Source organism: Aeromicrobium sp. WCS2018Hpa-31 (genome assembly GCF_031843905.1).
GTDB lineage: Bacteria > Actinomycetota > Actinomycetes > Propionibacteriales > Nocardioidaceae > Aeromicrobium.
Genome location: NZ_JAVTJF010000005.1, coordinates 1 through 13,778 on the forward strand (window position 1 = coordinate 1; position 13,778 = coordinate 13,778).

At 67.5% G+C, this 13,778-nt stretch carries 14 protein-coding genes; 6 read left to right on the forward strand and 8 right to left on the reverse strand.

Going from position 1 to position 13,778, the window contains the following annotated elements; genetic code table 11:
- Positions 1 to 81 precede the first annotated feature (81 nt).
- From RQG84_RS07265 to RQG84_RS07290, 6 genes are read right to left on the reverse strand one after another with little or no spacing between them, the layout of a single operon-like run.
- Positions 82 to 1,215: an FAD-dependent oxidoreductase gene (locus RQG84_RS07265; RefSeq protein ID WP_311209472.1), complete on the reverse strand. Its 1,134-nt coding sequence runs from the start codon at positions 1,213 to 1,215 to the stop codon at positions 82 to 84.
- Positions 1,212 to 1,406, reverse strand: coding sequence for a ferredoxin (locus RQG84_RS07270; protein ID WP_311209473.1), 195 nt, complete (start codon positions 1,404 to 1,406; stop codon positions 1,212 to 1,214). The genes RQG84_RS07265 and RQG84_RS07270 overlap by 4 nt, the downstream gene beginning before the upstream one ends.
- 2 nt (positions 1,407 to 1,408) lie before the next feature.
- Complete coding sequence (locus RQG84_RS07275) at positions 1,409 to 2,602, reverse strand: cytochrome P450 (RefSeq protein WP_311209474.1); 1,194 nt, start codon at positions 2,600 to 2,602, stop codon at positions 1,409 to 1,411.
- A complete protein-coding gene (locus RQG84_RS07280; protein ID WP_311209475.1) occupies positions 2,599 to 4,158 on the reverse strand; it encodes a bifunctional 3-(3-hydroxy-phenyl)propionate/3-hydroxycinnamic acid hydroxylase in 1,560 nt (519 codons plus the stop codon). Before RQG84_RS07280 ends, RQG84_RS07275 begins: the two co-directional genes overlap by 4 nt.
- On the reverse strand, positions 4,155 to 5,093 hold the full coding sequence (locus tag RQG84_RS07285) for a fumarylacetoacetate hydrolase family protein (protein WP_311209476.1): 939 nt from the start codon (positions 5,091 to 5,093) through the stop codon (positions 4,155 to 4,157). The genes RQG84_RS07280 and RQG84_RS07285 overlap by 4 nt, the downstream gene beginning before the upstream one ends.
- Positions 5,090 to 6,223, reverse strand: a complete 1,134-nt coding sequence (locus RQG84_RS07290) for a VOC family protein (protein ID WP_311209477.1) — start codon at positions 6,221 to 6,223, stop codon at positions 5,090 to 5,092. Before RQG84_RS07290 ends, RQG84_RS07285 begins: the two co-directional genes overlap by 4 nt.
- A gap of 87 nt (positions 6,224 to 6,310) precedes the next feature.
- Between RQG84_RS07290 and RQG84_RS07295 the strand changes: the two genes are divergently transcribed.
- On the forward strand, positions 6,311 to 6,961 hold the full coding sequence (locus tag RQG84_RS07295; protein WP_311209478.1) for a TetR/AcrR family transcriptional regulator: 651 nt from the start codon (positions 6,311 to 6,313) through the stop codon (positions 6,959 to 6,961).
- A 436-nt stretch (positions 6,962 to 7,397) separates the two neighbouring features.
- Here the strand turns inward: RQG84_RS07295 and RQG84_RS07300 are convergent, their stop codons facing one another.
- Entirely contained in the window at positions 7,398 to 7,913 is a 516-nt protein-coding gene (locus tag RQG84_RS07300; protein ID WP_311209479.1) for a hypothetical protein, read from the reverse strand.
- A 261-nt stretch (positions 7,914 to 8,174) separates the two neighbouring features.
- Positions 8,175 to 10,241, reverse strand: a complete 2,067-nt coding sequence (locus tag RQG84_RS07305) for a fibronectin type III domain-containing protein (RefSeq protein ID WP_311209480.1) — start codon at positions 10,239 to 10,241, stop codon at positions 8,175 to 8,177.
- Positions 10,242 to 10,519: 278 nt separating this feature from the next.
- Between RQG84_RS07305 and RQG84_RS07310 the strand changes: the two genes are divergently transcribed.
- From RQG84_RS07310 to RQG84_RS07330, 5 genes are all read left to right on the forward strand, one after another.
- The gene (locus tag RQG84_RS07310) at positions 10,520 to 10,957 is read left to right on the forward strand and encodes a DUF2510 domain-containing protein (RefSeq protein WP_311209481.1); all 438 of its coding nucleotides are present in this window, start codon (positions 10,520 to 10,522) and stop codon (positions 10,955 to 10,957) included.
- 57 nt (positions 10,958 to 11,014) lie between these two features.
- Positions 11,015 to 11,344, forward strand: a complete 330-nt coding sequence (locus tag RQG84_RS07315) for a hypothetical protein (protein ID WP_311209482.1) — start codon at positions 11,015 to 11,017, stop codon at positions 11,342 to 11,344.
- 90 nt (positions 11,345 to 11,434) lie between these two features.
- Entirely contained in the window at positions 11,435 to 12,031 is a 597-nt protein-coding gene (locus RQG84_RS07320) for a hypothetical protein (RefSeq protein WP_311209483.1), read from the forward strand.
- A 259-nt stretch (positions 12,032 to 12,290) separates the two neighbouring features.
- A complete protein-coding gene (locus tag RQG84_RS07325) occupies positions 12,291 to 12,878 on the forward strand; it encodes a hypothetical protein (protein ID WP_311209484.1) in 588 nt (195 codons plus the stop codon).
- Between the two features lie 306 nt (positions 12,879 to 13,184).
- A complete protein-coding gene (locus RQG84_RS07330) occupies positions 13,185 to 13,697 on the forward strand; it encodes a hypothetical protein (protein ID WP_311209485.1) in 513 nt (170 codons plus the stop codon).
- Positions 13,698 to 13,778 lie beyond the last annotated feature (81 nt).

Sequence of the window (13,778 nt, forward strand, 5' to 3'; positions counted from 1 at the left end):
CTCCCTTCAGGGAGCGGCCTCGCTGCATTTCCCGAGTAGACGAGCGCGCTGGCGCCGTCGACGTCGGGTGCACGCCGACGCTCAGTCGGCGTTGGACACGGCTGACGATGCCCGCTCACGGAGCACGGCGCGCAGGCGTGGTGCCGAGCGTCGGATCCCGTAGGCCACCACGGTCGACTGGCCCCACGCGAGCAGTCCGTGCCCGGAGCCGGCGTCTTCGAGCACCTCGGGGGCGCCGTCGACGGGCAGCGATCCGACGACCTTGAGAGAGACGCCCGCGATCTCGCTCCAGAAGTAGTCGTCCACGATCGGGGTGTCGACGGGCTGTCCCAGGACGGCGGCGGCGGCGACGCGACCGTGGGCCACTGCGTTCGCCCAGAAGGGACGGCGCACCACCCCCTCCGGCGTACGGATCGCTGCGACGTCGCCGGCCGCGTAGACGTCGGCGAGGTTCGTGCGTGCGTGGTCGTCGATCACGACTCCGTGGTCGGTCTCGAGCCCCGCGCCGTGAAGCCAGTCGGTCACCGGCTCGTCGCCGACGCAGCTCACGACGACGTCGGCCGCCAGCTCCTCGCCGTCGTCCAGCCTGACACCCCGCACGGGATCGCCCATCAGCACGGCGCCCGAGCGGCGAAAGTCGATGCCGAGCGTCGTGGCGCGCTCGCAGATCGCGGTGGCCAGGTGATCCCCGAGCAGGCGCTGCAGCGGAGGGGCCACGTCGACGACCGTCACCCGCAGTCCGGCGGTCACCGCGGCGGTGGCCACCTCGAGCCCGAGGAATCCTGCGCCGACGACCACGGCGGTCGTCGCGTCGGCGAACCGCTCACGGACGCGGCGGGCGTCCTCGACGGTCCTGAGGACGAGCTCACCGGTCTGCCCGGGAGCGGCGATGCATCGGGCACGGGAGCCGGTGGCGACGACGAGCGCGTCGAACCGGTGGGTGTGACCGTCGTCGGTGGCTACCGTGCGTGCGGCGTGGTCGAGCCCCGTGGCCCTGGCCCGCACGAGCTCGACATCGAGCGAGGAGTGGTCCATGAGCACCGAGTCCTCCGCGGCCGCATCGGCAAGCACGGCCTTCGACAGCGGTGGCCGGTTCGTGCCCGGTTCGGGGTCGAGGAGCGTCAACCGCCCCTCGTACCCCCGGGAACGGAGCTCCTGGAGCACGGTGGCACCGGCGGTGGACCCGCCCACGACCACAACGTCGCTGGGGCTCATGCCATCCGCAGCGCTGCCACCGGGCAGGAGTCGACCGCGCGTCGTCCGGCGGCCTCCTGCTCGCTCGGCAGGTCCGTCCCGTCGAAGTGGTGGACGAGGTCGCCCTCGTCGTCGAGATCGAAGACGTCAGGTGCCTGGTCGACGCAGAGCCCATGGCCCTCGCACCGGTCGTGGTCGGCGATGATCCGCATGGTCACTGGCCCTTCCCGTCGGCCACCAGCCGCAGAGGCAGGTGGTCGAGCTTGTGGATGATGTTGTTGAGGCCCCACGTGGGGGCGCCCGTGATCTCGAGGCGGTCGACGCGCCGGACGACCGAGCGCAGGATCGACTGCGTCTCGAGACGAGCCAGACCCTGGCCCGCGCACCCGTGCGCACCCTGGCCGAAGCCGAGCTGCGGAGTGGCGTTCCTGGTGATGTCGAAGCGGTCGGGCGCATCCCAGAAGCGCTCGTCGCGGTTGGCCGACGCGTAGAACACGACCACCCGTGACCCGGCGTCCACCGTGACTCCACCGATCTCGGCGTCGCGCTCGACGTACCGCGAGAAGGCCCGCAGAGGCGACTCCAGACGGACGACCTCGTTGACCGTGTTCGGGATCAGGGAATGGTCCGCCTTGAGCGCTGCCCACTGGTTGGGGTGCTCGGCCAGCAGCATCAAGGCGCTCGCGATCGCACTGATCGTCGTGTCCAACGAGGGCGCGAGGTAGTCGATCATGAGGGCGGGGCACTCACCGCGCTGTACCTCGCCGCTCCCGACCTTCTCGAGGAGGTCGGCTCCCATCGAGCCCGGGAGCACCGCTCCACGGCGGACGACCGAGCGCGCGAAACGCATCATCCCGATCGTCGAGGGCGCCGTGCGGACGGTCTGCCCGTTGAGCGGACCGAGCGAGTCGAAGGTGGCCCCCGCCCATCGCAGCAGGTTCTCGCGCCCCTCCTCGGGCCAGCCGATCAGGTCCGGCACGAACGACGTGGGCAGCGTTTCGGCGATGTCGACGACGCCGTCGACGTGCTCCCTCTCCACGGCAGCCGCCACGACGGCGTCCGCTCGCTGCTCGACCTCGTCGCGCATCGATCGCAGGGCCTTCGGGGTCAGTCGCGAGGCCAGGAGCCTGCGGCGGCGGTCGTGCTCCTCGCCGTCGCTGTTGAGCGTCGTGCCGCGGCTGAGCCGGTTGGCCACGGGGTTGAGGGCCACGCCGCGGCCGGAGACGAACGTCGCGTCGTCCAGCAGCACCTGCTTGCAGTCGCCGTGGCGCGTCACCGCGAGCACGCCCTGCTTGGCGAGCCGCACGACGGGACCCAGGGCCCGCATGCGCTCGTAGTGGGGGTACGGATCGAGGATCGCGTCGGGTGCGTAGACGTCCGGCCGGTAGGTCGGGACGGTCGTGGTCATGCGGACACCTCGGTCCTCGCGGTAGTGATGAGCGACGCGGCCAGGGCGACGAGCGCCGAGACGTCGTGGCCCGACGCCATGGTGGTGCGGTCGGGGCGCACCAGCGCCGCCGTCGCGCGTCCTTCGTGCAGCCACGAGGAGAGCTCGGAACGATCGGTCGTCCCGACGACGGTGCAGCCGCGTACCTCGAGCTCGCACCGGTCGGTCGGGGAGGGCGCTTCGCAGGTCACGAGTGCCCAGCCAGGACCGATCATGTCGTCGACCACACGACGCCCCTGCACGGTGTTGGGGCAGAGCTGCCCGGCCAGGCGGTCCCCGCGGCGCGCCGAGACGAACGACGACCCGACCAGGGGCGGCGTGGCGCTGTCGATGAAGCGGCGACGCACGATCGGCGTGCGGTTCAGCAGCGGCACGGCGGCGGCGCGCAGCGCGTCGCCCGCGCGACCACCGCGCGTCATGATCCTGCCCAGGAGCTGGGCCGTGTCGATCATCGACCGGGCGTGGCGGGACCGCTCGGGCTCGTAGGTGTCGAGCACGTCGGCCGGCAGGGAACCCTCGAGGAACCCGGCGACCTTCCACCCGAGGTTGCTCGCGTCCCGGATGCCCGCCCCCATGCCCTGGCCGATGAACGGCGGGGTCAGGTGGGCGGCGTCGCCGAGCAGGAAGATGCGCCCCGACCGCCACCGGTCGGCGACGGCGGCGCGGAACGTGTACTCGGCGGACCGGATGACCTCGAGGGCCGCCAGGTCGGTGCCGGCGGTCCAGGGTGCGACGAGCGGGGCGATCGACGCGAGCGAGCCGAAGTCCGCCGCGGTCTCGTGGTCGAGCAGCTGGAACTCCCAGCGGTACCGCTCCGGACCGATGCGCATGTACGTGGCCGCCCGGGTGCTGTCGCACACCTGGTGCACGCCCTCCCACTGCCGCAGGTCCTCGCCGGTCCGGATGTCGACGACGAGCCATCGCTGCTCGAACCCGAGGTCGGTCATGGTCGAGCCGATCGACCGGCGCACGAGGCTGTTGGCGCCGTCGCAGCCCAGCAGGACCTCGGCGTCGAGGAGTTGCTCCTCCCCGGTGGTGATCGCCCGCGCACGCACGCGGACCCGGCCGGGGGAGGGCTGCTCGACGGTGGTCACCTCGTGACCCCCGAGGAGCGTGACCTCGGGCGTCTCGGCCAACCGGTCGCGCAGCAGGCCCTCGAGGTCGGGCTGGTCGAACATGCTGGCGCGGGTGAAGCCCGAGGTCGGTGAGACCCCTTCGCGGGGGAACTCGCCCAGCACCCGCAGTGCAGCGTCGACCAGGCGCAGCCCTCCGCCCGGGCGCGAGATCGCGGCGAAGCGCTCGGCGACACCGAGCCGGTCGAGGATGCGGAGCACCTCGTCGTCGAGGTGGACGGCTCGCGGCTGCGGGTACACCCCTTCCCAGCGATCGATCACGACGCTCGGGGTGCCCTGCCGGGCGAGCTCGAGCGCGGCGCACGCACCCGTGGGTCCCGCCCCGACGATGATGACCGGGATCGGTGCCTTCGCCGCGGCGGTCACGGCGGTCACGGCGCTCACGCCGTCCATCGCACCCGGGTTCGCTGCGACCCGAGGTCGAGCGCGCCGTCGTCGGTCGCGATCGAGACCTCGACGAGGTCGCCGTCCTGGAGGTAGCGCGGGTTCTTGGCCTGCTTGGTGAAGAAGATGCGCCACTTGGTCGCCGGCGGCAGCAGGGAGCCGATGATCTCGATCGGCTTGGGCGGCGCGCTCAGGGCCGTGCCCACCGGGGTGCCGGTGAGCAGGAGGTCGCCGGGGGCGAGCTGCTGGAAACGCGCGAGCGCACGGAACGCCGCGAGGGGTCCGTAGATCATGTCGGAGGCCGGCTGGTCCTGGCGCAGCTCACCGTTGACCCAGAGGCGCAGGCGCAGCTCGGTGAACCGGGCCAGCTCGCCGTCCTCGAGGATCAGGAGGACGGGCCCGGTCGGTGTGAAGGTGGGGTAGGACTTGGACTCGTAGAACTGGGTCTTCGGCAGCTGCTGGTCGCGCGCCGAGACGTCGTTGGTGACGACGAGTGCCGCGACGATGCCCGGGAGGTCGGACTCCGTGACCTCGGTGCCGACCGGGACCTCGCGCCCGAGGACGAGACCGATCTCCACCTCGTAGTCGAGCAGGGTGACGTGGGCCGGACGCTCGATGTCGTCGGTGGGGCCGCTGATCGACCCGGAGGCCTTGCGGAAGAACGCCAGCGGGACCGAGCCCGGGTCCATGCCCGCGTCCTTGGCGTGGCTCGCGTAGTTCGCCATCTGGGCCACGACGCGGCACGGGGCCGTGACGGGCGAGACGAGGGCGAGGTCGGTGACCGGGACGGGATCGCCGGCGTCGCGGGCCGCGATGACTGCGTCGCGGTCGGCGAGCAGCTCGGCGGTCGTGGTGGCGTCGGTCGCGATGCGGACGGCGCCGTCGGGACGCTGCAGCCACCAGGCGTCGACGGTGCGCAGGACGGGGAGGGTCATGAGCGGGCAACTTTCATCAGGCCGAGCAGGCGGGTCAGGTCGAACTCGTTGTCGGTACGCAGGGCGGTGGTCATCGAGAGCGCCTCGAGCAGCGACTCCCGGCCGGGGGTGATGCCGAGGAAGTCGGCGGTCGCGGGCGGGCCCCACTGGGCGAGGCCGCTGGCGGTCATCTCGGCCCACCCGGGCTCGAGCGAGGCGTCGAACATGTCGCCGTCGCTGAAGTGCTCGACGAGGAAGCCGTCCGGGTCGCGCCAGTAGTCGAAGATCTGGCTGCCTTGGATGTGACGCCCGATGCCCCAGGAGTGGTGGTAGCCGAGGTCCTTGAGGTGCTCCCCGCCGGCGGCGAGCGCGTCGAGGTCGGCGACCTGGTACGCCGAGTGCACGTAGCGGTTGCGGGGCCCGAGCGTCATCGCCAGCGTGTGGTGGTCGGCCGGGGTGTCGCCGCGGTCGCAGCGGATGAAGCTCATCGTCGGCCCGCGGTGGCGCTGGCCCGGGAAGTAGAGGAAGTCCGAGACGATCAGGCCCAGGTGGTCGAGGTACCAGTCCAGCGACGCCAGGTACCGCGTGGTCTGCAGCACGACGTGCCCCAGGCGTTCCACGACCGCAGGAGCACGTGGTGGGCGCTGCGTCTGGTTCGCGCGGTCCTTCGTGCCACCGAAGTTGAACGTGTGGACCGGCTGGGTCTCCAGGCCAGGGTGCTCGATCGTGTCGGCGACGACGCGCACCAGCGCACCCGCCGGTTCACGGACGTCGACGCTGAGACCGCCCAGGTGCTCGGGCAGACGGCGGGCCTTCGTGCCGGTGGCCTCGGCGAGGCGGAGCAGGTCCGTCGTGGCCGCGGCGCGGAAGGCGGGGCCCACGAACCGCGAGCCCTCGCCCTTGCGGACGATGACGCAGGGGCTGCCGGGCAGCGCGCCTCGCAGGTGCAGCTCGTGGGCCGATCGGTGCGTCACGGAGAACCCGAAGGCCCGGGCGAACACCTCGGCGGCCGCCAGGTCGGGCTTCTCGAACTCCAGCCACGCGATGTCGTGCACCTTGATGATGGGCTGCGGCGACCGGTGGCGGTGTTCGCCCGGCCGCGGACCCTGCTCGCTGTGCAGGTCGCGGTGGCTGTCGTCGTGCTGACTCATTGAGGATTCCTCCGGAACTGAAGATTTCTTCAGAGTAGGGACGGAAGGGTCCGCGGTCAAGCGTTCGTGCGGGCTAGGATCGTCGTCATGTCCGGTGTCCCTACGAGCACGTCACGCTTCGACAAGCGCCGTGCCCGCACGCGCGCCGCCCTGATCGAGGCTGCGCAGGGCCTGCTGGTGGAGGGCCGGCTCGGGGTGCCGATCCAGGAGGTCACCGAGCGCGCCGACGTGGGCATCGGGACCTTCTACAACCACTTCGCCTCGAAGGACGAGCTGTTCGCCGCTGCGATCGAGTCCGCCTTGTCGCAGTGGGCGGAGTCCCTTGACGCCGTCGACGACGGCACGACCGATCCGGCCGCTCTCTTCGCGCGCAGCTTCCGGCTCACGGGACGCCTGCACCGGCTCGAGCCGCAGATCAGTCGCGTGCTCCTGAGCCAGGGCCACGCGCTCTCTCAGTCGCCGGACGGCATGGGGCCGCGCGCCCGCCGCGACATCCGCGCGGCGCAGGAGGCGGGGCGCTTCCTCGACATGGACCTGGACCGCGCGATGGTGGTGGTCACCGGCGCCATGATCGAGCTGGGTCACCTCCTGCACGAGCGCCCAGGGCTCGACGAGGCCGAGACGGTCGACGGTGTCACGTCCGACGTCCTCGTGGCCCTCGGGCTCGAGCGGGCCGAGGCCGAGCGCCTCTGCGCGGAACCGCTGCCCTCGATCGACGCGACGGCCGGGCTCGGCTGACCGGTCAGGACGAGGTCCTGAGTCCGGCGAGCGACGGCGGAGTCGTAGGCCCCGTGGGACTCGAACCCACAACCCGCGGATTACAGGCAGCCGCAGGTGATCTCCGCTGCGGTTCGAGGGTGAGTGGTCAAGAACGCCTGCCATTGCAGAAGGCCTGGGAGCCCGCTCGATCTCTCCTCATCCCGCTTGATCCGGCTTCACTGAGGTCAGACAGGTAACCCCACAGGTAACCTGAAGGGTCTGTGCGTCCCTCGTGAGGGCAATGTCGGACACCTCTGGGATTGCTCACAAGTTCATTCGACGGCGGTTCGCATCAGGAACTTACGCTGCGCAGTCGCCGTCCGGGACGTCGCATCACCCGCGGAAAGCGCGAGAAGCTTGGCCTTGAAGGCCGAGCGCGTTTCAGAGCCCGCGTCGCACTCGAGCCCTCGATCACCTAGGAGCGCCACCAACTTTTCTTTGGGGCTTGAGTGGGCTTTGGGCTTCCGACACGACCGGGGCTAGTGGCTTCGAGGATGGCGTCAACCTCAGCAAGAACGTCGATGATGTCGAGGCTCATTGCATGAGCTTCGATGCCCTCCATCGTGTACGCATCCTTGATGGTCAACTTGTTGTTGATCTCTTCCGAGGAGAGGCCGCGTAGTCGAGGTTGAAGCAGCACCTGGCGTGATGCAGCGCTGAATACTTCATCGACTAGTGCGTGGTCCAGGAAGCGCACGTACATTGCCAGCAGTGAGACGCCGTGTTTCCCGAGGTCGATCGCTGACTCTTCGTCCACGCTTCCGGACTCCAGTCGGCGGGGTTCGCCCTGCATCTGACGCTGCATGTCGGCAGCCCAGGCGTCCATGAACCAGAGGTGTGCAACGCCGGAGGGGCTCCCTTGGGACGCAGAGCGTTCGACCAGCGATGCGATCGCGTCGTTCGTCTCGGGAGGTGTGACCTTGAGGAACATGTCGAAGAGAACCTCGACTGCGCCGAGCCGTCGTTGGGAGGGTGAACCAGTCGGCCGAGGATTAGCGGTCAATCGCCACTCGACCCAGGTGCTCCATTCCTTTGAGGACATTCAGTGCTCCATGCTTCAGGCGGTTCCGAGGAGATTAGAGGACTGAGATGCGCCTGTCCTCGAAACGCACTCTGCGGCGTGGAGAGTCGGTCCTCATGCCCACGCAGCAGCGCTGAAACTGCCAGATGACAGGGCACCGTCGTGCGCGACCTACTTAATCTTCACGGCAGAGGAAGACGCGCTGTTGGCTCCGACGCCAGCCTTGTTCTTGGCGGCGACGCGGAACGTGTACTTGCGCCCCTTCGTCAGACCCTTCACGACGAGCGAGCGCTTCGATGCAGACACGGTGTACTTCTTGCCGTTGCTGACAGTGACGACGTAGCCGGTGATGGCCGAGCCGTTCGCCGAGGGAGCCTTCCAGGAGACCGTGGCGGACTTCTTGCCAGCCTTCGCGATCGGCCGAGCAATGGATCCCGGCTTGCCGAACGGGACCGTTGCCGTGCTCGGAGCGCTGGTGGAGCTGGTGCCGACCGCGTTCGTCGCGGTGACCGTGACGGTATAGCTGCGACCATTGGTCAGGCCGGTGATGACGCAGGTGCGCGTCTCTGCGCCCGTCGTGCAGGTCTGACCGGCGTCCGTCGTGACGGTGTATTCGGTGATGGGCGATCCGTTTGCCGAGGGTGCAGTCCAGGTGACGTTCAAGAGCTTGTCGCCAGGGATGACTGCGGCTCGAGCGGGCGCCGCGGGCGCATCCACCGGGGTGACGGACTCGCTCGAGGCGCTGGAGACGCTCGACCCGATGGCGGAGTGCGCCCGGACGGTGAACTGGTAGCTGACGCCGTTCGTCAAGCCGTTGACGGTGCACGTGGTGGCTGAAGCGTCCGCGTTGCAGGTCTTGGCGCCGGGGGAGGAGGTGACCGTGTAGCCGGTGACAGCTGAACCGTTCGCCGACGTTGACGTCCAGGAGACCGTGGCCTTCCCAGGGCCGGCGGCAGCTGTCGGGGCCGCGACCTGGCTGGGGACGGTAGCGGGGGTGGCAGGAGAAGAGTCGCCGCTGAAGGCGCTGGTTCCTGCCTCGTTTGTCGCGGTGACGTTCACCGTGTGGGCCTGACCGTTCTCCAGGCCAGTGATGGTGCACCCGGCAGTGGTCGAGCTTTCGCAGGTCTTGCCGCTGGGGGAGGCGGTCGCGACGTAGCCGGAGACGGGGGCGCCACCGTCCTTGGCTGGGGCGTCCCAGGCGACGACGAGCTGGCTGTCACCCGGCGCCGCGGTCACGTTCAGGGGTGCGCCGGGTGCGACGGCCGCGATGGAGATGGGGTCGGTGACGACCGCCGCAGAAGGCCCTGCGGCGTTGCGGGCGGCGATCTCGTAGACGAACGAGGTCGATGCTGGCGGGTTCTCGTGCGGGACGGTGAAGGAACGTTCGTCTGCGGTCGCTTCGAAGGAGCGGCCGGTGCCGCGCTCGGTGATCGAGTAGCCGGTAATGACGTTCCCGCCGTCGTCAGTGGGTGCTTCCCAGGCGACGGTCACGTTCCGCTCGGCGGTGGCTTCGGCCCTGGGGGAGGTCGGCGCGGCCGGGTTGCCGACGACGAGCAGTCCGGTGCGGTTGTCGAAGAAGGTGCTGTTGCCGGCGTTGTCGTCGATGGGGTAGACGGTCAGCGTTGCGGGGCCGGCGGCGATGCCTGAGGGGGCAGAAACGGTGTAGCGATAGATGCCGTCGTACTTGTCGCCTGAGATGCGTGCGCCCGACCGGGTGAAGCCGAAGCTCTTGCCGCTTGCGTCCTTTAACAGGATGGCCGGGTTGGCATCGAGTGCGCCGGACGGTGTCCGCAGGCCGCTGATGTCGTCGGTGATGTGGAGATCGACACGGACGGTTCCGCCGAGGCTCGAGATGCGGTTCGGTGTGACAGCCGCGGACACGAGGACGGGGTCCTTCGTATCGTTCTGCGGCGTGACCGAGTTGCTCGGCGCGGAAGCAGCTGAGGTCCCAGCAGGTCCGCTAGCGACGACGGTGAACGTGTAGGCCTGACCGTTGCTCAGGCCGGTGACCGTGCATGCGGTGGAGGCCGCTGTGCAGGTGCGTCCTCCGGGGTTGGCGGTGGCCGTGTAGCTGGTGGCGTTTGGTGCGTCGGTCCACTTGACGGTCGCTTCGTTGACGCCAGGGCGAGCGGTGACGCCGGAGGGACTGGGCTGCTCCTCGTCTGCGGACGCCACCTGCGGCGCGCCGAAACCGATGATGAGCGCCAGAGCGAACGAGCAGGTCCTGCGCATACGCATGAGATCTCCAACCGAGAAGCGTCGACACCGAATTCCGAAGGTCGGAGGGTCGCCTCACCCTACGGTCGACGTGCCCTGTTTTCGGAACGTATGTCCAAAGTTGGTCATGAGGAGTCATGTCCGCCAGGCCCTCTTGAACTATGCGGGCTGTTCTACGAGCCACGTTCGCGCCTCAGGTGGCGTTGTCGACGGCGCAGGGTCGTGGCACGCCCCGAAATCGCGAGCCGATTCTGGCAATTTGACCCAAGGTGACCTGGTCGGCGTGGCACGATGCCGCGATGAGTGAACAGGTGCCCGTCGCGGGCTGGTATCCGGTCGATGACCTGACCGAGCGGTACTGGAACGGGGAATCGTGGAGTGAAGAGACCCGCCCCCGCGCCGCCGGACCATCGACGCCGACGTCGGCGACTGCAGGATTGCAGCAGTCGACGTCATCTGGGAGCCCGGCCTTGCTGAAGGCCGTTGTGCTCGCCGGCGCCGTCATCGGCTTGGTCATGTCGATGCAGTCAGCTTCGCTCCTGACTGGGACAGGCATGTTGTGGACCGGTGCTGCCATCGCCGTCGGCGCCACCATTGTGGCGTTCGCGATGAAGGCCGACAGGTGGGTCAAGGTCGTCGCTGCATTGGCGATGGTCGTCGCGGTCGCGAACGTCATGGTCGTGGAGTCCCAGCTCGAGGACATGCGTCAGGACCTCAGTGACCTGACGGATTTCTGAAGTCGAGCGATGATGCCAAGGAATCGACCGTTGCGACGCGCGGCGTCGTTGATGTGCGTGGCAGCGCTCGTCGCTGCCGCGGGAGGCTGCGCAGCTGAGGTCGACGGAAACGTCCCGCCACGGATGGAGGACCCGTCCTACTATGACGAGGTCGAGCCGGTCGATGAACCCGAGATGCAGGCCCCCGAGCCGGATCCGATGGACGATCTAACGCCCTGGTACTGCGGCTACCACCCGAGCTACGACGACAACTGGCACAACGATGTCACCTGCACGAATGGCGTCCAGACCGACGTACCGAATCTTCTACCGAACGACTCCTACATCACCCCGGCGGAGATGGAAGCTGCGGCGAAGATCTACGAAGACCAGCTGAACGGGTACTGACCCCCTTCGGGTGTCTCTTGGTCAATTCGGCTTGAACAACCCTGCCACTGGGCAGAATGGGTTCTTCGTCCCAATCGTGGAGGTAGCCATATGGACCGTCAGGTCTCACTCAAGAAGGTCCTTGCTGTCATCGGCACCCTCGTCGTGCTCGGCGGAACGTTCTATGCCGGTATGGCATACCAGAGCCACCGCATCGCCTCGAGTTTCGAAGAGGCGTTTTCAGACTTCGGGGATGAGACCGACAGCGCGACCGACGCGGACGAGGCCGACGTGGAGGAGCCTGACGTCGAACCGGTCGAGGTCGCCCAGGGTGACACCGTCACGTCAGTCCTGGCAGACGACAGCGGTGCCACCATGGAGATCACCTTTGAGAAGATCCGCGTCACCGACGGTGCGAACGCCTCAGAAGAGGAGGACCTCGTCCGCAACCTCGAATGGACAGTCAAGGTCAAGAACATCGGCGACGTCGACTTCGATGCCGACTTGTCAGGCCACTTCGAGAGCGCCGCAGGTCAGGTGTACGACTTCGCAGGCGTCATGTGTGAAACCGACGACCTCGGCTACGAGACCCTCGAGACCGGCAAGTTTATTCAGGGATGCTCGTCATCGGACATCCCAGCGACGGCCGGACAGTTCATCTTCGACGCCTTCGAAGAGCCGCTCTTCATCAAGGTCGACGCAGCCTAGATCCGCGAAGCAAAAAGTCCTTCTTCGAGTCGGCGGCAAGGATACGTCGAGCAATCAGTGTGCGGCCTTGGTCGGGTTTGTTGTGGTGGCGAACTCGACGACAATGCCGCACCTCGATCGGGGTTCAACTCCCTGCGCCAGAGCTCATGTTCTTCTAGGGAGGGGATTCTTGCCGGTCGCGAGGAAGTACGGCCGTGGCGAGCAGTCAATCTCTGATAGAGCGTTCGATCGCAGCGTCTCCGGGGTTAGCATCCAGAACATGACCAAAACGCCCAAGTTGCGTGCTGCGCAGTGGATCCTCTTGTTCGCCTCGCTTCAGTTCGTGGCCGCGTGCAGTTCAGGAGACTCAATGGAGGACGAAGAAGCGCCATCACCACCGTCCGCTGAAGCCGACGTAACGAGTGGTGAACCTTCAGTCGGAGATCGTGCCTTGAAGATCGGTCAGGCGCGTCAGGGCGCCAACGTGAAGACCACCGTGGTCAAGGTGGAAGACGATTTCACGGAGGGCGCCGAGCAGCAGTCCTCGATTCTGGACGAAGAGAACGGTGACAAGTGGTTCGCAGTTTTCGTCCGCTACTGCGTCACGAAAGAGGACCCTTCGGCGGAGGGGGTTTCGATCCTTCCGCAGAACATCACCGTGGGCACTGCCTCCGGCGCCACCTACTCGACTCCATCGTCCTACGACAACAACTTTCCTTCCCCGCGATTGCCCGACACCACGCTCAGAAGCGGTTGCAAGGAGGATTGGGTCAACTTCGCGCTCAAAGATGAGGTGACGATCGACAGAGTTTTCGCTACAGACTTCCTCAACTCAGACGAGCCTTTCGCAGAGTGGCGTGTTTCGTGAACCTCATCGCCTCGGGCGGGCGTGAGCTCGGAGAGGAGCTGGGATCGTGCGCAAGCCTCTAGATCGGCATGTTTCGCGTCGTCGTAGTGGAGGTTGTCTGGCCGGCGCCAGGGTCTCAGAGGCTGCGCCGGCAACGTCGGCGATGCGCTGAGAGATTGACTTCCCAGAGCGAACCTCGCTAAGAGCAGGTGACGTGGCGAACGATGGGTCCCGCTGCTTCTTCGCTCGTTGGGCTCCGGAGACTGGTGCGGCCGGGACGGTACATGTCTCAATCGGGCGGGCACGCCCAGCACTAGTGTGAAGCGTGTGAAGAAGTTTCTGCTGGTGATTCTGGGCGTACCGCTTGCTGTCGCGGTGATCGCTACCGCGCTGGGATACGAAGCCCCCGACGAACAAGCGGAGCCCCAGGCGACGATGGAAGCCGATGCGCCCACCGCGGATTCAAAGGTCGAAGTCCCTCTGAAGGTCTTAGGACCCGACAAAACCTACGTGGCCGAAGATTCGGCCACGGTGCGCAACGTTGACTCGGGCCTCGGTAACCGGGGAGTTGTCACTGTCTCGGCAAAGGAATCCGGAGTCAACACGTGTGCACCGAACGAGGACACGCAGAGCCCCGAGAAATGGTGCCGCGGCGGACTGAACGTTCACGCTTTCGCGGTCAACGTGAAGTTCAAGGACGGGAAGTCGGAAGAGTGCTACGAGGACAGGGACTCATTCTGGGGATACGAAGGAGAGTACGAAGACATCAGCATGCCCTGTCTCTTTGAGCTCGACATCGAGGACATTGCCTTTGTCGAGTTGCTTGGCAGCACTCCCTGACGCAATCGGATCGAAACCTCTCTGGTCTGCGGCGGTCAGGGGGGCTCCGGGGTCGGAGGTTCTCTGGATCTACCAATCGGG